Source organism: Bacillus sp. GMa5/1, assembly GCF_050172015.1.
GTDB lineage: Bacteria > Bacillota > Bacilli > Bacillales > Bacillaceae_G > Bacillus_A > Bacillus_A cereus.
The window spans coordinates 15,859-35,600 of record NZ_JBNLYC010000043.1; the positions used below are offsets into that span (position 1 = coordinate 15,859).

The following is a 19,742-nucleotide window of genomic DNA, read 5'->3' on the forward strand; positions in this document are numbered from 1 at the left end:
CGTGTAGGAAGTTAATTTAATTTGTATTACTCTTCCTGCTGATTTGCAGCACGCATACGTTCTTGTGGGTGCGTGTTAATTGTGCCGTTAGGTCGTTTCGAAGCGAAGCGTGATTTCGCTTTCGGTTGACCGTCGATTTTGCTGTTGTTTTTTGACTCAGACCAAAATTCGGCTTGTTTACCCATTACGAACGCCCTCCTCATTATCGGTTGATACCTCTTTAAGAAGTATCAATTATAGAATGTGCAAAATTGAAGAAACTATCCTTTAGAAATGAAGGGATAAATAGGTAAAAGGAGATTATAATATGAATGATATTTATGAAACATTAACGAAAGAATTATTAGACAAGAATGACAAGCTTTCTTACGCACAAGCTCGTGCGTGGGTTGAGTTACTATGGGAAGATTTTCAAACAACTTATGCAAAATCAGGTCGTTATCAAGGCGATGAAATGACGGAACAAGTGGTACGATCATGGATTAATAATCATGGTGTACGCCTTCATGAAATGCGTACAAATAATCCGAAGTATAGTCATTTAATTAATCAAGAAGATCATTTGAAACATTAAAAAAAGCGACTTAAGTCGCTTTTTTTAATGTGGAAGTAATTCCAGTTTTTTTCGAAGCTTTTCTTCACTAAAGATCCATCCTGTATAGGAACTAATAATATTTAAATTGTGGTCGAGCTGAACGATTGCAACAAATGGATAATAATCTTTACTTCGATATCGTAAATCAATGAATCGTACTTCATAATAATGGTCATGATCAAAAATATCCCAGCGATATACAGGAGAGAAAGATAGAAAGGCCGAGATGTTTTCATCTTGTTTAGCTGCTCGCATAATATTATTGTCTGGGAACGGTACCCGATCGAACTTATCATATATCATGATGTTACCACGGTGCCATCTCGCAACGTAGTAATAATCAGCCGTAACGATTGCTAAATGGTAATGGTAAAATCGGTAAGAAGGAGAAATGATAATCTTTTCGACATTTTTGAAACGTTTGTGTACAACGCTTCTTATATTTCTGTGCATCATAATCCGTCCGATATAGTAAACAATCATTAATATATATGCCGCTAAAGCTGTATATCCCTTATGAGAACCGACGAGCATGCAAGCAATTGCAAGTATATGGATAAAGAAAATTACGGTGTCGAATGTATTAATCACGCCGAGTGCGACCCATTTTTTTGTGAAAGGCCGTAATGCTTGTGTACCATAGGCATTGAAAATATCTACAAAGACGTGAAGGAAGACAGCAATAAATGACCAAAGCAGTAGATGAAGATATGGAGCGTCTGAAAAGAAGGCGAAAGAGATGCCACTTATAAGGAATGACCAAAGAATTACCGCAGGAATAGAATGAGTAATTCCACGATGATTTCTTATATATTTAGCGTTATTACGCAATTTTAAAACTGTGTCAATGTCAGGAATGTTGGAACCAGCAATTGTAGCAAGCATAACAGCTTGGGGGCCAATATCACTTTGTGCTATGGCTGGATCTAATGTTGCTAAGCTACCTAAAGTGATACCCATAACAAGGTGAGTGGCTGTGTCCATAGAAATCCACCTCCGTTTTTTATTAATGTAACTCTTTTTATTCGATACCTCAAGTCCTTTGCCTTCTATTTCCTGTATCATCTTACTTAAATTTTTTCCTAAAATCTTTATAATAGTACTTATATGCAAAAAAATGAGGGGGATCAAGTTTGACACTTGAAATACTAAACAATTTTAATATAGAGCAGTTTCAAAATGATTTAATTGGTTGGTTTGAAGAAGAACAGCGCGACTTACCATGGAGAAAGAATAAAGATCCATACCGCGTTTGGGTTTCTGAAATTATGTTACAGCAAACAAGAGTAGAAGCTGTAAAACCATATTACGCAAATTTTATGGGGAAGTTTCCTACACTTGAAGCGTTAGCGAACGCAGATGATGAAGAAGTATTAAAAGCATGGGAAGGTTTAGGATATTATTCTAGAGCACGTAATTTACATGCGGCAGTAAAAGAGGTAAAAGAAGTATACGGCGGAGTTGTACCAAGTGATGTAAAGAAAATTGAAAAGTTAAAAGGAGTGGGACCATATACAAAAGGTGCTATTTTAAGTATCGCATATGGTATACCAGAGCCGGCAGTTGATGGAAATGTTATGCGTGTATTATCTCGTATTTTATCAGTATGGGATGATATTGCAAAACCAAAGACTCGAAAAGTTTTTGAAGAGATTGTGCGTGAAATTATTTCAGTAGAAAACCCATCTTATTTTAATCAGGGATTGATGGAATTAGGTGCACTAATTTGTATTCCGAAAAATCCAGCATGCTTACTTTGTCCTGTACGTGAACATTGCAGAGGATATGCTGAAGGTGTTCAAAAAGAATTACCAGTAAAAAGTAAAGCGAAAGCTCCTAAAATGGTACCTATTGTTGCAGGTGTACTTCAAACTGAAGACGGTCGTTACGTTATTAATAAACGTCCAAGTACAGGTTTGTTAGCTAACATGTGGGAGTTTCCGAATGTGGAACTTGGAGAAGGTATTCGAAATCAGAAGGAACAGCTTATAGATTATATGAAAGAAAAATTTGAGCTCGAGGTTTCTATTGATGAATACGCAATGAATGTACAACATACGTTTACACATCGTACTTGGGATATATTTGTATTTTACGGAAAAATAACCGGTAATATTGTTGATACAGATACATTAAAATTTGTATCAAAAGAGGTATTTGAGCAATTACCTTTCTCAAAATCACACCGTACTATTTATGAAAATTGTGTGGAGAAAATTACAATGCAATAAACAAAAAAAGTGTTCCCAATCTAGGGAACACTTTTTTAATCGTAAGAAATTTTTGTCCCATGAGTCCAACTAGCTTCACCTTCTTGTAAGCCGCCTCTTGATTCGATTTCTACTACAATTTCTTTGTAAATACTTTGCCCTTCTACATTTAAATAAGGCAGAACCTGTTGTAGTGAGTGATGAAAATAAGCTAATTCATCTTCTTTCCATTCATTTTTTGAAATCATCGTTAGTTCAGTCATATCGCGTCCTATATACATATTTACACCTCCATTTTCTATAGTTTGAATGAGTAACAAAAGTTATATGCGGAAATTTTAAAAAAGAAAATTACGGATAGCTTCTAAGTGAATTGGTTACATTATTGATTGTGGAGGTGAGAAAGATGAGTAAAAAACAACAAGGTTATAACAAAGCAACTTCTGGTGCTAGCATTCAAAGTACAAATGCTAGTTATGGTACAGAGTTTTCAACTGAAACAGATGTACAAGCTGTAAAACAAGCAAACGCACAATCAGAAGCAAAGAAAGCACAAGCTTCTGGTGCACAAAGTGCAAACGCTAGTTATGGTACAGAATTTGCAACTGAAACAGACGTGCATTCTGTGAAAAAACAAAATGCTAAGTCAGCTGCAAAACAATCACAATCTTCTAGCTCAAATCAGTAATGAAAGAAAAACACTTCTCTAATTCGGGAGAAGTGTTTTCTTTTTGCGTGGATCGTTGTAATGAAAAGAAAGCGAACGACATAACTTCTAATAAGTCAACAAATGTAGTCAAAGGAGAAGGAAGTTAACAATTAGAATTATGTAATTAGGAATAATAACTGATGAATAAGTCCAAAAGGGGGTAAGTAATGAACGATTTTGATAAGTTGGTAGGGGAGCAATTAGAAACGATGGATGAATTGTTAAAGTTACAAGCACATCTAGAGAAGTATCAACAAATCGAAATGAATGAAAAAGATACGTGCGATAAAAAAGAACTGCATTTTATCCGCCAGGAAATATATAGAACAGAAGTAGCGTTGAAGATGTTACATGAGAAATTTGAAGAACAAACGAATAGTGTAATTCAATCTTTTGCAACTGAAAAAATGATTTCAAATTTAGGATAAGATATATTGTTATCTTCAGGTGAAAAGTCCTTCTTTGTATGGAAATAGAGAAGGGCTTTTTCTATTACATGTCCTCGCTTATAAATAATGCAGTACAATCCCTATCTCTTAAGAAGAGTTGGGGCATAGTATTCAACGATAAACCTCCTGCATATTCAGTTTGAAAAATAGAGTCTTATCCCTTTAGTTTTAAAATTTCGACAAAAAAGTTATAATAGAAAAAAAGTGAATGCCGTTCAAAGGGCATTTGCAGTTGAAAGAAGGGAGCATATATGGGATTTCCCAAAGAAGGAGAAAAAGTACAAATACATAGTTATAAACATAATGGCTCCATTCATAGAATGTGGGAAGAAACAACAATTTTAAAAGGGACACAGAGTCTTGTAATCGGAGCGAATGATCGTACAGTAGTTACAGAATCGGATGGCCGAACATGGATTACTCGTGAACCAGCAATTTGTTATTTTCATGCCAACTATTGGTTTAATGTGATTGGGATGCTTAGGGAAGATGGCGTATATTATTATTGTAATTTAAGCTCACCTTTTGCGTATGATCCTGAAGCATTAAAGTATATTGATTATGATTTAGATATTAAAGTATATCCAGATATGACATATACGCTTCTAGATGAAGATGAGTATGAAAAACATAGTCAAATTATGCAGTATCCACCTGTTATTGATACAATTTTAAAACGAAATGTAGCACATTTAACACAGTGGATTCATCAAAGAAAAGGTCCATTTGCACCAGACTTCGTAGATATGTGGTATGAACGATATTTAATGTACAGAAATTAAAACAAACCTGCAGGGGGCTTCCCGGCAGGTTTGTCCTATTAGAGGGGGGATTATGTGCAAGGCATAAAAAGATATTTACAATTTGTTAAACCATATCGATGGCTTATTGCTATTACAATTATTATTGGACTAGTTAAGTTCGGTATCCCACTTATTATGCCGTGGTTATTAAAGTATATTATCGATGATGTAATTCAAGGCGCGGGCTCACTTCAAGATAAAACATCTCAATTAATAACAGCGATTGGAATTGCTTTTTTTATTTTTGCGGTATTAAGACCACCGATTGAATATTATCGTCAATATTTCGCCCAACGTATCGCAAATACAATACTGTATGATTTGCGGAAGCATATTTTCGGTCACTTACAAAAGTTAAGTTTACGTTATTACTCCAATACAAAAACAGGGGAGATTATTTCGCGTGTCATCCATGATGTAGAACAAACGAAGGATTTTGTAATTACTGGTTTGATGAACGTCTGGTTAGATACTGCAACAATTGCTATTGCTATCATTGTTATGTTTTCTATGAATATAAAATTAACATTTGTTGCGTTATTGATTTTACCTATTTATGTAATTGCAGTGAAATATTTTTTCGGACGTCTTCGGAAATTGACGAAAGAGCGTTCACAAGCGTTAGCGACGATGCAAGGGTATTTGCATGAACGTATTCAAGGAATGCAAGTGACACGTAGCTTTGCGTTAGAAGAGTATGAGGGGAAGCAGTTTGAAAAAAGAAATAATGAATTTTTAACGAAAGCATTAACCCATACAAGTTGGACGGCAAGAACATTTTCGGCAGTAAATACGTTAACCGATTTAGGTCCGTTACTTGTGATTGGTTTTGCAGCATATGAAGTAATTCAAGGGCAGTTAACGCTAGGAACGATGGTAGCTTTTGTTGGATATATGGATAGTTTATATAGTCCGCTTCGCCGCCTTGTTAATTCATCTACAACATTAACACAATCTTTTGCATCGATGGACCGTGTGTTTGAACTGTTAGATGAAAAATACGATATTGTTAATGTACCAAATGCGGTACAAACGAAAAAATTAAATGGAGAAATTGTATTTGACAATGTTTCTTTTCGTTATAATGCAGATGAAAAAGAGATATTACACAACTTGTCATTAACTATGCAGCCTGGAGAGAAAGTAGCGCTTGTAGGAGCGAGTGGGGGGGGAAAGTCATCTCTTGCTAGTTTGATCCCGCGTTTCTATGATGTTTCTGAAGGCGCGGTTTATGTAGATGGCATAGATGTAAGAAAGTACAATATGAGAAATTTGCGTAGTCATATTGGAATTGTACTGCAGGATAATTTATTGTTTAGCGATACAATTGGAGCTAATATTTTATATGGAAATCCGAAAGCTACAGAGAAAGAAGTGATTGCAGCTGCCAAAGCTGCGCAAATTCATGATTTTATTATAGACTTACCAGATGGTTATAATACTGTCGTTGGAGAACGTGGTGTGAAGCTATCAGGCGGGCAAAGACAACGCGTGGCAATTGCACGAGTGTTTCTAAAGAATCCGTCGGTACTTATATTAGATGAAGCAACTTCAGCATTAGATTTAGAAAATGAAAGGTATATTCAAGAGGCGCTTCAGACGTTAGCTGCTGACCGGACAACGATTATAATCGCACATCGATTAGCGACGATTACGCATGTTGATACGATTATTTACATTGAAGACGGTGAGATTAAAGAGACTGGTTCTCATGAAGAGTTAATGCGAAAAAGAGGATTTTATTACAATTTATATCAACTTCAACATATAACAGAAACAGCTCCTTTACCATAAAAGGAGCTGTTTTTTTATTCGTCTTCTTTTTTATCATCGATTTGGAGTTCTTTTTCTGGTTTATGATATGTGTAGAAGCTATCTACAAGCAAATCTAAATGCTCTACTTCTTCGCTATAGTTAATGATGGAAGAAATAAGAGGGAAGAGATGTAACCATGTTTTATATGCTTCTTCATCGTCCTTATTTTGATATTCCATAAAGATATCAATTAATTCTTGTTTACCTGTTTCAACTTCATCAAGCATTTCAACTGATTGTTGTTTTTTTGCTTTACCAATAAATTTTAATAAAACTTGTTCATGATAATGCGTTAATGAGTCAAGTTCATTTTGGATAGATTCCTGAAATTCTTCCGGCATATAGCGCAGTTCATTTTCAGTACGGTGTAATGATTTTAACGTACTTAAAGCACGGCTTGTTGTCGCTAACATTTGTCTGAATAAAACGAGCTTACGAATTTTTGCGAACTTTACTTTTTTCGTATAGCTTCTTTCTTCTTTATACAGCAAATAGTAATGATTTAGTTTAATCATTTTTTCTTTCATACGATCAATATCAGTTTTTAGCGTTGTAAAATCAGAAGCCTGCCTGCTATTCATTCGAATCCATTTTACAATTTCTTCTGTATTATCAACGATACGATGATAAAGTTTTGTTTCATATTTTGGCGGCATAAATACTAAATTTACAAGTGAAGCCGCAATAATACCAATCATAATCGTCGCAAATCGAAGTAAGGCAAAACTAAAGAAATCTTCGCCTTGATACTCCATAATGGCGATAACTGTTACTAAAGCAATTGATATTGTGTTTTCTAATCGTAATTGTAATGTAAGAGCAATTACTAATATACATGTTAATCCAATAATAAAAGGATTATGTCCAAAAGCAGTAGCAAATGCGATAGCAAATATCGCACCAATTACATTTGCTTGGATTTGTTCAAGTGCTGTTAAATAAGAACGGTATACAGACGGTTGAACAGCAAAGATAGCTGAAATTCCCGCAAATACCGGACTCGGTAATTGAAGTAAAATACAAGCAAATAAAGCTAACGTGATGGCAATACCCGTTTTTAAAATGCGAGCACCAAGTTTCATACCCTTAATAAGATCCTTTCTCTTGTCATAATGAATGTACAACATGATACTATACATTCATTACAATATGTTAGCAAGTGATATTTTAGTGACGTTAAAAGAAATTAGTGTTCATTTTATCCCGCTAATTGTGAGTAGTAAGATTCCTGCCTCAAAAATTAGAAGCTAGATGCCGGTAAACGCTCGATTGGTGTAGGCTAATTAAAGTTTCACTTTATAATTTTTCCTAATTCCTTTTAAACATCAGTTTTTAGTAAAAAAACCTGCTGAATTTCAGCAGGTCTCAAATTGTTACTATAGATTACTATGAGAAGCGTACTTCGTCAATTTTTTCTTAATAATGAAAATTACTCATTTTACTCTGTTGAGATAGATGGGTCTGCCTGTTCTTTTTTCGGGATAATCTCAAAAAACTGGTTCTGTATATCATCTAATAATGCTGTTAATAAAGCAACTTCCTCATATTGCTCATGTTCGTTTAGTACACGAATATAGTCTAGCAATAATTCAGTTACATCTTTCAAACCATTTTTACTAATTGGTTGTAATGTAACATTTGCCCCTTTTGCAATTCTTCTTTTTAAGGCCTGTTCTGTTAGGCCTAAGTTTGAATCATGACGCAAATAAACAACACCGCCAGTCATGCCAGCGCAAATCCATGGACCAGGGTCACCTAAAACAAGCGCTCGCCCATTTGTCATATATTCAAAAGCAAAACCTTTAATATTGGAGTATGACCCTATATTTCCTTGCTCTTTTTCACGGAGTGGTTTTGTTATTCTACCTCCAATTATCATGTCTGCCCCAGAAAGGCGAATGCCAGCGCGAGCATCAGCGTTCCCTTGCACGTATAGTGCCCCTTTTTGTGCACCATATCCAAATCCTTTTCCGACAGAACCGTTATAATATACTCCGTCTTTTCCTTTTGATTTCGTTATATAAATCCCACCACCAAAGGAAGTTTTACCAATGCCATCTTGTGCGCCGCCATTTACGTGTATAAATAAATTTTCACTATTGTAAGCGCCTAACCCATTTCCGGGAATAGAACCATTCGTATACTTTAATGTAAGTGGTTCAAGTTGAGTAGCTTCATATAGTTTACTGCGAACGCGATAACATGATTCTAGACCACCCATAACGCGTTGCTCTACACCAACGCCTACTAATTCTTTTGAGTCAGCGGAATGAACTGTCTTAAATTGTTTTTCTGGTACACCATCTGTTGTTGTAACAGATGGATGTTCTATTATTTGTAATAAATTACGTAAGTTTAATAAATTTTCGCCTCGAACTTGCTCTAATAAATCAGAACGCCCAACAATTGCTTGTAAATTTGTATACCCAAGCTGTCCTGTTAATCGTTTTAGTTCTATACCGAAAGAGGTGAATAAATTTAGCAGGCCAGTAACTGCGCTTTCTAATTCGCGTGGGACGAAGCGGCGTAACCCATGTTCCTTTGCTTGTGCTTCAGACTCGATTTGTGTTGCAATTCCGACATGGCAAGTATCTAGATGACACCCACGGCAAGTAGTGCAGCCGATTGCAATCATTGATAGTGTGCCAAATCCAATACGGTTTGCTCCGAGAAGCATGATTTTCAAGGCATCATTTACACTTCGAATACCACCATCTGCCCAAATCTCTACTTTATGTCTCATGCTCGCTTCTAATAAAGCGTTGTGAGCGGCTTTAACACCAATTTCTACAGGAAGACCTACATGTTGCAAGGCGTGAATACGTGCAGCACCTGTTCCGCCATCGAATCCGCTAATGTTAATAAAATCAGCACCAGCTTTGGCGATACCGACAGCAATTGTTCCGATATTAGGAACGACAGGGACTTTCACGGCTACTTTGGCAAGTTGATTAGCTGTTTTAATTTCCGTAATCATTTGAGCTAAATCTTCAATTGAATAAATATCGTGGTTATTAGAAGGTGAAATTAAATCTGAGCCAATTGTCGCATTACGTGCTTCAGCGATTTTGGCTGTTACTTTTGAACCAGGTAAATGCCCACCTTCCCCAGGCTTTGCGCCTTGACCAATTTTGATTTCAATTAAGTTCGATGAGTTTAGTAGTTCGGCATTTACTCCAAATCGCCCAGATGCCACTTGTTGTCCACGTGTATGTGGATATTTTCCAATCATATCTTTAATTTCGCCGCCTTCACCGTTCAAGCTAATCATATTTAGCTGATCGGCCGCTTCTGCATATGCGCGAAAGGCAATTTCGTTTTGAGAACCAAATGACATAGAACTAATAATAAATGGAAAATCATGGTTTTTAATGCCGATAGATACTTCTTCAGTTGGAACGACATGTTTTGTTTGTTTCGTTTGAACAAGGTGTCTGATTGCGATGGGATTATTCTCTTCTAGTTCACTTAACTTGTCACGGTAATCATCATAAGAATTTCCTTTTGCAACATCGCCGATTGCTTTCCAAATTCGCGGGAATATATGAAATGATTTTCGCATTCTAATTTTAGGATTGTTATAATCATCCGCTCGCATTTTTGCATCTTCAGCAAGTGATTCAAGTGAAAAAGCTAAATCATTTGAACCGAAGAAATTTGTAATCTGTAATATATTTGCGATTTCTTCATGTAACCCAATAGATGAATAGAGACGTCCGTAACCACGTAACTCATGAATTCCAATTGTTGAAATGACTTTTTCTAATCCTTTATTAAGTGCATTATACAGATTCGTAATTGGTGTTTTTGTTCCATCATTTACAGTCGCGAATAATAAATATGGATTAATACTATCTGCTCCTAATCCATATAGCGTGACAATGTCATGTAAGGAGCGAAGGGCACCAGAACGTATAACGAGAGAACAATTGCGGCGTAATTTATTTTCACTTAATGCTTGATGTACTTTAGCAGTAACTAAATGTGGATCAATCCACAATCTTTCATTTAGATGGGCTTTTGCGTCATCTAATACTAGTAGGGAAGCACCATTGTTAACAGCAGCTATCGCTTCAGAACTAATGCGGCTTAATGCACATTGTAGAGTTTCTGACGAGCTGAATGTAGCAGAGATTGTGGCGATAGAGTTATGAGTTTTAAATAGCTCTATGAGTTGTTCGTACGTAATTGTGTGTAATTCCTCTGCAATAGGTTGTGCCACGCTGCCTTCTAAAATAATTGGTGAAAGCATTTCAACTACAAATGGCCGTTTTGCGCCACTTAATAAACTTGGACGCTCTCCAAGTACAGTACGTGTAGAGAAGTGTTCAATTTCACGGTCACGGTCAATTGCAGGGTTTGTAACAACAGCTACACTTTCTTTAATGAAGTCAGCGATATTTCGTCTATCAGTATCAAGTGCGGCAAGTGGTGAGTCATGCCCAAGTGAGCGTATTGGCTCAACGCCTTTTGTTGCCATCTGTTCAAGGAGTTGAATATGTTCTCGGTCCCATCCGAAAGCGACGTATTGTTTCGTTTCAACTTGAACAGAATCACATAGCCCTTGGATTTTTTTCGTTTCAGGGATAGATAAATTTAAATGGTAATTGGTAGTATCAATTCGCTTTTTAAAACGGTTATATACTTGGATTTGATATCTGTCATATTCATAAAGAACAAGTTCATCTTGTTCATTCCATTTTAATCCGACTTTTTCTCCAGGAGCGAGTGGTTTTGGTTCTGCTACATATTTAGTTGGTGATACAACTCCAGGTTCAGAAGAGAAAATATAAGAGCTCTCTGTCTCTACTTTCCATACTGGGCGTAATCCAAGGGAATCAACGCTGAAAACAGCTTCATCTTTAAAACGGGAAATGATGCCAGCTGGTCCTTGGGCAAAATGTCCCCATGCTTCACGTATATACGTATATAAATCTTGTAAAGGTGTTTCATAAAGTTTAATTTCATTAATAATTGGTGGGAATAGAATTTCCATTGCTTCAAATAAGCTGTAGTTGTATTGAACAAGTAGGGTTTCTAAGGTGCGGTTTAAATCTTGAGAGTCACTGCCTCCTGCAGTAAGTGGTACATCAATCATTTCGGCTTGATCGCGTAATTTCGCAATTGTGTTAATTTCACCATTATGTCCGAGAATGCTAAATGGTTGTACACGAAAAAAATTAGATAATGTATTAGTAGAGTAGCGGTTATGTCCTAATGTCATAGTTGAAGCGATAAGCGGATGTTGTAAATCATTATAGTAGGCAACAAGCGTATCACCAGCACCTAGAACTTTATATACAACATGATCACGACTTAATGAAGCAACATGAATTGCTTCGTTTTCCTCTATTTTTATTGTGACAGAAAATAATGTTTGCTCAATATTTGTAATTTCGTTTTCTGCGATAAGGGCAACTTGCCAAAATAAAGGTTCTTCTTGTTTACCAAGTGGACCGAGTGCATCTGAGTTTGTTACATCATCACTTTCGAAAATGATAGTAAAGTTTTTGTTGTTTAATTGCGTACGAATATAATCTTTTAAGACAGTAATGTCTTCTTTTTTATTTAGAAAAAAATGTCCAACGATAAAGTGGGGATGATCCACAATCGTTGGATTATATCCGCTACTTTTTAGTTTTTCATTCCAAAGCGTTTTTGGTATATCAATGTGAATGCCGATGCCATCGCCCTCACCATTAATGAAACCAGCTCTATGATTCATTTTGACGAGTGATTGTATGCAAAGGTCAATGTTTTCTTTTGTAGCAATTTTTCGTTTCTCCATAACGGAAACGATTCCACACGCATCATGTTCTGCATTTCTATAATCTCGAAATAAAGACGGTGTCCATGTATTTTTTTTATTGAGCATCCGTCAATCCCCCCTCTTGTAAAAGTTAGAATAATCTTACTATTTAAGGTGCGAATCACCTTGTACACAGAGATAGTAATGCTGTAAAAGAGTATAAAACAGATAATTATGAATAATTATACTATTAATACGGAATTTATGAAATAGAAAAAAGGAAAAAAGAAAGGTGAGCTTTCTTTTTTCCTTTTAATGACGGGATTATTTATTGTCTGCTAGGGCAGCAAATGCTCTGCCGACAGCTTCGATTGTATATTCAATATCTTCTTTTGTATGTTCTGTAGTTAAGAACCATGCCTCGTATTTAGAAGGTGCTAAGTTAATTCCTTCTTGAAGCATAAGCTTGAAGAATTTACCGAACATTTCACCGTCTGTATCTTGTGCGGCATCGTAATCTTCAATTGTATTTGTTGTGAAGTATACAGTTAAAGCCCCTTTTAGACGGTTTAATGTAATGTCGATATTATGTTTCGCTGCTTGTTCTAAAATTCCTTTTTCAAGCATTGCACCAAGTTCATCTAATTTCTCATAAAGCCCTTCTTGTTGAAGCACTTCTAGACAAGCGATACCTGATGCCATAGAAGCAGGGTTTCCTGCCATTGTACCAGCTTGGTATGCAGGTCCAAGCGGAGCAACTTGTTCCATAATTTCTTTCTTACCACCGTAAGCACCGATTGGTAAGCCGCCGCCAATAACTTTACCAAGCGCTGTTAAGTCAGGTGTCACACCAAGTAAGTCTTGAGCACCACCGTACATAAAGCGGAAAGCAGTAATAACTTCATCATAAATTACTAATGCGCCAGCTTCGTGAACAAGTTCATTCACTTTTTCAAGGAATCCTGGTTTAGGCTCTACAATACCGAAGTTTCCAACGATCGGTTCTACAAGGATAGCTGCTACTTCATGACCCCATTTATCTAAAGCCTCTTTTAAAGTTTCGACATTATTAAATGGAACAGTAATAACTTCTTGTGCAATACTTTGTGGTACGCCAGCTGAGTCAGGAGTTCCTAAAGTAGAAGGACCAGATCCAGCTGCCACAAGTACTAAATCAGAATGACCGTGGTAACAACCAGCGAATTTCATGATTTTTGTGCGACCTGTATAAGCACGAGCAACACGAATCGTTGTCATCACTGCTTCTGTACCAGAGTTTACGAAACGGACTTTATCTAATGCAGGCATTGCTTCTTTTAACATTTTTGCGAATTTTACCTCTAGCGCTGTTGGTGTTCCATAAAGTACCCCATTTTCAGCAGCTGTTGTAATTGCTTTTGTTATATGCGGATGAGCATGTCCAGTAATAATAGGACCGTATGCTGCTAAATAATCGATATATTTATTTCCGTCTACATCCCAGAAATAAGCGCCTTTCCCACGTTCCATAGCAACAGGAGCGCCGCCGCCAACTGCTTTAAAAGAACGAGAAGGACTATTAACACCGCCCACGATATGCTCTAAAGCTTCTTTATGTAATGCTTCTGACTTTGTGAATTTCACTACAATTCATCTCCTTACAAAAATCTATGTATTATTCTAACATGTTTTTCGAAAAGACGTATTGTTTGTGATAGCGAAGGCAGTTGGGTAAACTATTCGTTGTGACATTTAGGAGGGGGGTCCGATTATGAAATCGGTAATTGAGGTACAAGGGTTACGTAAAGAGTTTACAGCCTATTCAAGTCGTCCGGGCTTAAAGGGTGCATTTCGCGATTTATTAAATCGTAATTATAAAATAGTACCAGCAGTAAATGATGTATCTTTTACTGTAAAGCAAGGTGAAATGGTTGGTTATATCGGTGAGAACGGTGCTGGTAAATCAACAACAATTAAAATGCTTACGGGGATTTTAACTCCGACATCAGGGCAAATCACAGTAAATGGAATGAACCCACATAAACAAAGAGAAGAATTTGTAAGAACAATTGGTGTTGTTTTTGGACAGCGTTCGCAACTTTGGTGGGATATTGCAGTACAAGAATCGTTTCGTTTATTAAAGAAAGTGTACGGTGTATCAGACGCTCAGTATAAGGAGCATATGGAGCACGTAATTGAAACGTTAGATATAGGGCCTTTATTAGATAAACCAGTTCGAAAATTATCTCTTGGTCAAAGAATGCGTTGTGAATTAGCGGCAGCCTTAATTCATAATCCACCGTTATTATTTTTAGATGAGCCAACAATTGGGTTAGATGTACTTGTGAAATTGAAAATACGTGAATTTTTAAAAGAAATGAATGAACGTTATAAAACAACAATTTTATTAACAACACACGATATTACTGATATTGAAGCTTTATGTGAGCGCGTTATCATGCTGGATGAAGGGAATATTATGTATGACGGTTCTTTAAGTAATCTTCGTACGCAGTGGGGAGCAGAGAAGGAAATTCACTTTCAGTTTGTTGCACCAGTTTCCTATCAGGCTTTATCAATGGTTATGCCAGATAATCATGTCGTTTGGTCGAAAGCGAAAGAGGAAAATGCATGGGTTGCAAAAATTCCGAATGAAGAAGTTATTATTTCAATGCTTATTTCTAAAGTAGTACAAGCATTTCAAATTAAAGATTTAAAAATTAACGAAGTGTCTACAGAGGAAATTATTCGTAACATTTATGAAGAAGGTATTACGCATGGGTAAGTATATTGAAATGATTCGAATTCGCTTTTTAATGATGCTTGCGTATCGTACAAATTACTATAGCGGGATTTTAATTTATACGATTAATATCGGTGCTTACTATTTTTTATGGCAAGCAATTTATAGCGGAAAAGAGAATATTGAAAGTTTATCTATTTCGCAAATGACCACGTATATCGCAATCGCGTGGATGGCACGTGCCTTCTATTTTAATAATATAGATAGGGAAATTGCGATGGAGATTCAAGAAGGACGTGTGGCTGTAGAATTAATTCGTCCGTATAACTATTTGGGAATGAAAGTTATGCAAGGTCTTGGCGAGGGAATATTCCGTTTTGCCTTCTTTTCCATTCCAGGCATGGTTATCGTTACGTTATTATTTTCGTTGCAAATTACAACGAATTTTCAAACTTGGTTATATTTCTTCTTATCTTTAATATTTAGCTTTATTATTAATACACAAATTAATTTAATGACGGGAATGCTTACGTTTTTCCTATTTAATAATAGTGGAATTATGTATGCAAAACGCGTTGTTATTGATTTATTTTCAGGTCTATTATTACCAATTAGTTTTTATCCGTTATGGGCCCAAAAAGCAATGATGTTTTTACCGTTTCAGGCTATTAGTTATATTCCAAGTATGATTTTTTCTGAAGGTATACAGGGGAGTAAGTTGTATGAGGCTTTAGTATTTCAAGTGATTTGGGCGATTGTACTTATTATTCCAATTGTACTCATGTGGAGAACGGCGAGAAAACGTCTAATTGTACAAGGGGGATGATGAGATGCTATATATAAACTTATTTTTACAATATGCAAGTCAATATATAAAAACGAAATTGGAGTATCGAGGCGATTTTATCGTTGGTTTACTTTCTGATTTATCGCTTCAAGCAGTTAATTTAATATTTATTCTCGTTGTATTTGGGCATACACAAGCATTGAAGGGATGGAGTCGAGAAGAGGTAATCTTTATTTATGGTTTCTTTTTAGTACCATTTGCCATCTTTTCAGCTTTCTTTAATATATGGGATTTTAATGATCGATACATTATTAAAGGGGAGATGGATCGTGTATTAACGCGACCGATCCATAGCCTATTTCAAATTATATTAGAAAGAATGGAACTTGAATCTTTAATTGGAGCTATTACAGGGATTGTTGTAATGGGATATGCAGCTGTGGAGTTACAATTATCTTTTTACTGGTATGATTTCTTCTTATTTATATTGATGGTAGGAGGAGGAGCACTTGTATATGGAGGGATATTTGTTACGTTGGCGAGCCTTGGTTTTTGGTCGGATGCGAAAAGCTCAATTATGCCTCTTATGTATAACATAGGTAATTACGGGCGCTATCCTGTTAATATTTATAATCGTGTAATTCGTTTCATTTTAACGTTCGTTTTACCGTTTGCGTTTGTTGGAGTATATCCAGCAGCATACTTTTTAAGAAAAACAGAATGGAATAGTTATGCGTTTGCGACGCCAATTGTTGGTATTATCTGTTTTACGATTGCAATCACCCTCTGGAACCAAGGGGTAAAAAGGTATCGTGGCGCGGGTAATTAATTATAGAAGCTTGTTCGTTTCTAAGGGATAAATCAGTTCTCCACCTCATACATATAAAATGAGGTGGAGGACATGTTATGGGGATTTATTCTATTAATTGCAGCAATCGCTATTTTGAAAAGTGTCCAATTATTATGGAGTTCCTATTCAGATTCAACGCGTTTTTTTTCGCTCTATAATTTGGCCACATTATTTTTAATCTATACAACAGTACTAATCGCATTTGGATTAAGTTACGTTGTATTAGAGGAAATGGGTTTCGCAGTTTTGAAAGAGGACGGAGAAAGTTTGAACGCTCATTCTTTTCAACTCGTCGAAGTTTGTTTATATTTTAGCGCAGTTACTTTATTGTCTGTTGGATATGGTGACATATCTCCGATTGGAATTGGGCGATGGATTGCAATCGCAGAAGCGCTAATTGGATATACACTCCCTTTTGCTTTTGTGATGAGGTCTGTAATAGACAATGAAAAATAAGGAAGCATTTGTTATAGTAAAGGAAAAGAGTAGGAGTGATAACTATGATTACAGTAGGAGAAATGGCACCAGAATTCACATTAGAGGGAAGTAATGGAGAAGAAGTTCGCCTAGCTGATTTCCGCGGTAAAAATGTAGTTCTCTATTTTTATCCCAAAGATATGACGCCAGGATGTACAACTGAAGCATGTGATTTTCGTGATGCGTATGGAGTATTTCAAGAGAAGGATACGGTTATTCTTGGAGTAAGTCCTGATTCAGCGAATAGACATTTAAAATTCATTGAGAAACATGAATTGCCATTTACACTTTTAGTAGATGAAGATCATAAAGTAGCAGAGTTATACGATGTTTGGAAGTTAAAAAAGAACTTTGGGAAAGAGTATATGGGAATCGAGCGTTCTACATTCCTTATTAATAAAGACGGTGAACTTGTAAAAGAGTGGCGTAAAGTGAAAGTGAAAGGACATATTGAGGATGTTCTTTCTTATATAAAATAAATCTACATTGGGGATAAAATATGCAGAAACAAGGCAAGTGTCTATACATATTTTACTGCCTTACATAAAGTGGAAGTGTAGGGCATACCTCCTCAGATGATAGTATTCCAAGTGCGATTATGTCGCACTTTTTTCTGTGGAATATATGAAGAAAAAAGGGAAAGATACATAAAAACAAGTCCTGAATATAAAAATAAACTACATACTTATAGTAGAAATATTGACGATTTATAAGAAAAGGAGTACACTCTTTATAAGAATTATAAAATAATAATCCGTATAGAATCGGGGTGCATGACGGTGGTCAAAGAAGAATTAAAAGAAGCGCTAGAAATGCTGAAAAATACGGGTGTACGCATTACTCCACAGCGTCATGCTATTTTAGAGTACCTTGTGGAATCAATGACGCACCCAACAGCGGATGATATTTATAAAGCATTAGAAGGTAAGTTTCCAAATATGAGTGTTGCAACTGTCTATAATAACTTACGTGTGTTTAAAGAGGTTGGACTTGTAAAGGAATTAACTTATGGAGACGCTTCAAGTAGATTTGATTATGTTACAAGTCAACATTATCATGTGATTTGCGAAAAATGTGGTAAGATTGTTGATTTTCCTTATGGAGGCTTGGAAAAGCTGGAAGAGGAAGCTGCGAAAACGACAGGCTTCGTTATCAATAGTCATCGCTTAGAAATTTATGGCGTTTGTCCAGAGTGTCATAAGGCGTAATATATAATAAAGAAAGAGGCTGACGGCTATACGTCAGCCTCTTTCTTTATTATATAAGGATTAGCGTGAGGTTAATCGGGATTTACAGTGCTAAGTTAGTAAGGAGGGTTAGATAAAAGTTTGTCGAATTTACTTTGTATTGGTGGAAATGAATTCTGGGAGGGGACATTTTGAAGAAATATGAGATTAAAAATAACATTCCAACATTGGAAGAATATAAATATTTATGTGATTCTGTGGGATGGACTAACTATATGAACTTTGAGGTGGCGGAAATATCACTTCAAAATTCGATTTACTGTATAACAGTCAAGGATAATAATCAAATCATCGGCATGGGGAGAATTGTTGGTGATGGGGCTATCTATTTCTATATTCAAGATATAGTGGTTCATCCAGAGTATCAAAAGAATGGTATTGGAAAGAAAATAATGAATACTTTAGTAGAATACTTAAATCAGAATGCTCCAGATAAAGCATTCATTGGTTTGTTTGCGTCGCAAGGTAAAACATCATTCTACGAAAAATATGATTTTAAAGATTATTCGCCTAATATGACAGGGATGTTTACTGTTATTTCGAAAAAATAGGTGTAATAAATTTAATAAAACAATTAAAAAGTTGATTTTTTAAGAAATCAACTTTTTAATGAGTTGAAACGTTTGTAGTGTTGCAAATTCGTATTTCCCTTGATACTTATGATTTATAACTCTTCTTATTATACTTTTCATCAAATTCTTTTCCTTCTAGATCTCGATCTAGTGTTAAAGGTTGATTGCAGTGCATACATGCATCGACACGGCCGAGCATTTTGGTTGGCTTATCACAGCTTGGGCAAATAATTTGGATAGTCTTAGTAGATAACATACCAATCCAAAAGTAAACGACAGTGCTAGCGATAACAGCTAAAAAGCCAACCATCATAAACGTTGTCATAATAATAATGTTTTCGCGGAAAAAGACACCTAAGTATGCAATGAAGAGGCCGATAAATACTAAACTTAATGCAAAGGTCCGGATTTTATTGATTTTGTTTGAATACTTAATGCTCATTCTCACCACGCTCCTATACTAATAATATAACATAAAATTTAGAATTTTCACTCTTATGTAAATTGATAAAGGGATAAGATATGAAATGAATAGGAGGGGGGCCATGAAGAATGAATGGACGCTATAAGGATTTTTACAGCGGTTTTTCAGTTTTTAACGGGATGTGAAATTTTTTTATAAAAAGTATTGACCCTGTATATACTGCATGATATATTAATAACCGTCGCTGATGCGGAAACGCAGAAAACGACAAAAAAGAAATTAAAAAACTTAGTTGACATTGAAAAATGAAGATGTTAACATAAGGAAGTCGCG

20 protein-coding genes are annotated in these 19,742 nt (G+C 35.8%); 13 read left to right on the top strand and 7 right to left on the bottom strand.

Going from position 1 to position 19,742, the window contains the following annotated elements; all coding sequences use genetic code 11:
• Positions 1–26 precede the first annotated feature (26 nt).
• Positions 27–185: a small, acid-soluble spore protein K gene (locus ACQGSG_RS13080; protein WP_000517891.1), complete on the bottom strand. Its 159-nt coding sequence runs from the start codon at positions 183–185 to the stop codon at positions 27–29.
• A 122-nt stretch (positions 186–307) separates the two neighbouring features.
• Here ACQGSG_RS13080 and ACQGSG_RS13085 point away from each other — a divergent pair, with 122 nt between their 5' ends.
• Positions 308–574 (top strand): YfhJ family protein, encoded by a 267-nt coding sequence (locus tag ACQGSG_RS13085; RefSeq protein ID WP_000998166.1) that lies wholly within the window; start codon positions 308–310, stop codon positions 572–574.
• A 24-nt stretch (positions 575–598) separates the two neighbouring features.
• Here ACQGSG_RS13085 and ACQGSG_RS13090 read toward each other — a convergent pair whose 3' ends face one another.
• On the bottom strand, positions 599–1,579 hold the full coding sequence (locus ACQGSG_RS13090) for a metal-dependent hydrolase (protein ID WP_000379106.1): 981 nt from the start codon (positions 1,577–1,579) through the stop codon (positions 599–601).
• A gap of 149 nt (positions 1,580–1,728) precedes the next feature.
• On the opposite strand from ACQGSG_RS13090, the gene mutY reads away from it, so the two are divergent.
• Positions 1,729–2,826, top strand: coding sequence for an A/G-specific adenine glycosylase (mutY, locus tag ACQGSG_RS13095; RefSeq protein WP_000171394.1), 1,098 nt, complete (start codon positions 1,729–1,731; stop codon positions 2,824–2,826).
• Between the two features lie 35 nt (positions 2,827–2,861).
• Here mutY and ACQGSG_RS13100 read toward each other — a convergent pair whose 3' ends face one another.
• Positions 2,862–3,086 (bottom strand): hypothetical protein, encoded by a 225-nt coding sequence (locus tag ACQGSG_RS13100; RefSeq protein WP_000275436.1) that lies wholly within the window; start codon positions 3,084–3,086, stop codon positions 2,862–2,864.
• A gap of 125 nt (positions 3,087–3,211) precedes the next feature.
• Between ACQGSG_RS13100 and ACQGSG_RS13105 the strand changes: the two genes are divergently transcribed.
• The 4 genes from ACQGSG_RS13105 to ACQGSG_RS13120 all read left to right on the top strand — a co-directional run bounded on the left by ACQGSG_RS13105 (position 3,212) and on the right by ACQGSG_RS13120 (position 6,560).
• Entirely contained in the window at positions 3,212–3,493 is a 282-nt protein-coding gene (locus ACQGSG_RS13105) for a gamma-type small acid-soluble spore protein (RefSeq protein ID WP_000039046.1), read from the top strand.
• A 188-nt stretch (positions 3,494–3,681) separates the two neighbouring features.
• Complete coding sequence (locus tag ACQGSG_RS13110) at positions 3,682–3,942, top strand: YgaB family protein (RefSeq protein ID WP_000997575.1); 261 nt, start codon at positions 3,682–3,684, stop codon at positions 3,940–3,942.
• 272 nt (positions 3,943–4,214) lie between these two features.
• A complete protein-coding gene (gene ntdP, locus ACQGSG_RS13115) occupies positions 4,215–4,745 on the top strand; it encodes a nucleoside tri-diphosphate phosphatase (RefSeq protein ID WP_000506624.1) in 531 nt (176 codons plus the stop codon).
• A gap of 54 nt (positions 4,746–4,799) precedes the next feature.
• On the top strand, positions 4,800–6,560 hold the full coding sequence (locus tag ACQGSG_RS13120; protein ID WP_001161596.1) for an ABC transporter ATP-binding protein: 1,761 nt from the start codon (positions 4,800–4,802) through the stop codon (positions 6,558–6,560).
• Between the two features lie 14 nt (positions 6,561–6,574).
• Here ACQGSG_RS13120 and ACQGSG_RS13125 read toward each other — a convergent pair whose 3' ends face one another.
• The 3 genes from ACQGSG_RS13125 to hemL form a co-directional block, all read right to left on the bottom strand.
• Positions 6,575–7,663 (bottom strand): aromatic acid exporter family protein, encoded by a 1,089-nt coding sequence (locus ACQGSG_RS13125; RefSeq protein WP_000765787.1) that lies wholly within the window; start codon positions 7,661–7,663, stop codon positions 6,575–6,577.
• Positions 7,664–8,019: 356 nt separating this feature from the next.
• Complete coding sequence (locus ACQGSG_RS13130; RefSeq protein WP_098645083.1) at positions 8,020–12,456, bottom strand: glutamate synthase-related protein; 4,437 nt, start codon at positions 12,454–12,456, stop codon at positions 8,020–8,022.
• Positions 12,457–12,654: 198 nt separating this feature from the next.
• Positions 12,655–13,953 (bottom strand): glutamate-1-semialdehyde-2,1-aminomutase, encoded by a 1,299-nt coding sequence (hemL, locus tag ACQGSG_RS13135; protein ID WP_000673239.1) that lies wholly within the window; start codon positions 13,951–13,953, stop codon positions 12,655–12,657.
• A 127-nt stretch (positions 13,954–14,080) separates the two neighbouring features.
• On the opposite strand from hemL, the gene ACQGSG_RS13140 reads away from it, so the two are divergent.
• From ACQGSG_RS13140 to ACQGSG_RS13170, 7 genes are all read left to right on the top strand, one after another.
• Positions 14,081–15,094 carry an ABC transporter ATP-binding protein gene (locus ACQGSG_RS13140; protein ID WP_000843658.1) on the top strand — a complete coding sequence of 338 codons (1,014 nt, stop codon included), beginning with the start codon at positions 14,081–14,083 and terminating at the stop codon, positions 15,092–15,094.
• Positions 15,087–15,878 (top strand): ABC transporter permease, encoded by a 792-nt coding sequence (locus ACQGSG_RS13145; protein WP_000521519.1) that lies wholly within the window; start codon positions 15,087–15,089, stop codon positions 15,876–15,878. The genes ACQGSG_RS13140 and ACQGSG_RS13145 overlap by 8 nt, the downstream gene beginning before the upstream one ends.
• 4 nt (positions 15,879–15,882) lie before the next feature.
• Complete coding sequence (locus tag ACQGSG_RS13150; RefSeq protein ID WP_000965772.1) at positions 15,883–16,668, top strand: ABC transporter permease; 786 nt, start codon at positions 15,883–15,885, stop codon at positions 16,666–16,668.
• A gap of 72 nt (positions 16,669–16,740) precedes the next feature.
• Positions 16,741–17,145 carry a potassium channel family protein gene (locus tag ACQGSG_RS13155; RefSeq protein ID WP_000964343.1) on the top strand — a complete coding sequence of 135 codons (405 nt, stop codon included), beginning with the start codon at positions 16,741–16,743 and terminating at the stop codon, positions 17,143–17,145.
• Positions 17,146–17,189: 44 nt separating this feature from the next.
• Positions 17,190–17,645 carry a thioredoxin-dependent thiol peroxidase gene (bcp, locus tag ACQGSG_RS13160; RefSeq protein WP_000633710.1) on the top strand — a complete coding sequence of 152 codons (456 nt, stop codon included), beginning with the start codon at positions 17,190–17,192 and terminating at the stop codon, positions 17,643–17,645.
• A 300-nt stretch (positions 17,646–17,945) separates the two neighbouring features.
• Positions 17,946–18,374 carry a peroxide-responsive transcriptional repressor PerR gene (gene perR, locus ACQGSG_RS13165; RefSeq protein ID WP_000237829.1) on the top strand — a complete coding sequence of 143 codons (429 nt, stop codon included), beginning with the start codon at positions 17,946–17,948 and terminating at the stop codon, positions 18,372–18,374.
• A gap of 170 nt (positions 18,375–18,544) precedes the next feature.
• Positions 18,545–18,964 carry a GNAT family N-acetyltransferase gene (locus tag ACQGSG_RS13170; RefSeq protein WP_000759738.1) on the top strand — a complete coding sequence of 140 codons (420 nt, stop codon included), beginning with the start codon at positions 18,545–18,547 and terminating at the stop codon, positions 18,962–18,964.
• 106 nt (positions 18,965–19,070) lie between these two features.
• Here ACQGSG_RS13170 and ACQGSG_RS13175 read toward each other — a convergent pair whose 3' ends face one another.
• Positions 19,071–19,427 (bottom strand): YgzB family protein, encoded by a 357-nt coding sequence (locus ACQGSG_RS13175; protein ID WP_000025058.1) that lies wholly within the window; start codon positions 19,425–19,427, stop codon positions 19,071–19,073.
• Positions 19,428–19,742 lie beyond the last annotated feature (315 nt).

Bases quoted from the DNA above. Each gene is read 5' to 3' on its own strand.
- ACQGSG_RS13150 (WP_000965772.1), top strand. From the start codon at position 15,883: ATGCTATATATAAACTTATTTTTACAATATGCAAGTCAATATATAAAA.
- ACQGSG_RS13090 (WP_000379106.1), bottom strand. From the start codon at position 1,579: ATGGACACAGCCACTCACCTTGTTATGGGTATCACTTTAGGTAGCTTA.
- bcp (WP_000633710.1), top strand. From the start codon at position 17,190: ATGATTACAGTAGGAGAAATGGCACCAGAATTCACATTAGAGGGAAGT.
- ACQGSG_RS13080 (WP_000517891.1), bottom strand. From the start codon at position 185: ATGGGTAAACAAGCCGAATTTTGGTCTGAGTCAAAAAACAACAGCAAA.
- ACQGSG_RS13145 (WP_000521519.1), top strand. From the start codon at position 15,087: ATGGGTAAGTATATTGAAATGATTCGAATTCGCTTTTTAATGATGCTT.
- ACQGSG_RS13130 (WP_098645083.1), bottom strand. From the start codon at position 12,456: ATGCTCAATAAAAAAAATACATGGACACCGTCTTTATTTCGAGATTAT.
- ntdP (WP_000506624.1), top strand. From the start codon at position 4,215: ATGGGATTTCCCAAAGAAGGAGAAAAAGTACAAATACATAGTTATAAA.
- ACQGSG_RS13105 (WP_000039046.1), top strand. From the start codon at position 3,212: ATGAGTAAAAAACAACAAGGTTATAACAAAGCAACTTCTGGTGCTAGC.
- ACQGSG_RS13085 (WP_000998166.1), top strand. From the start codon at position 308: ATGAATGATATTTATGAAACATTAACGAAAGAATTATTAGACAAGAAT.
- ACQGSG_RS13140 (WP_000843658.1), top strand. From the start codon at position 14,081: ATGAAATCGGTAATTGAGGTACAAGGGTTACGTAAAGAGTTTACAGCC.
- ACQGSG_RS13110 (WP_000997575.1), top strand. From the start codon at position 3,682: ATGAACGATTTTGATAAGTTGGTAGGGGAGCAATTAGAAACGATGGAT.
- ACQGSG_RS13155 (WP_000964343.1), top strand. From the start codon at position 16,741: ATGTTATGGGGATTTATTCTATTAATTGCAGCAATCGCTATTTTGAAA.
- ACQGSG_RS13175 (WP_000025058.1), bottom strand. From the start codon at position 19,427: ATGAGCATTAAGTATTCAAACAAAATCAATAAAATCCGGACCTTTGCA.
- ACQGSG_RS13125 (WP_000765787.1), bottom strand. From the start codon at position 7,663: ATGAAACTTGGTGCTCGCATTTTAAAAACGGGTATTGCCATCACGTTA.
- ACQGSG_RS13100 (WP_000275436.1), bottom strand. From the start codon at position 3,086: ATGTATATAGGACGCGATATGACTGAACTAACGATGATTTCAAAAAAT.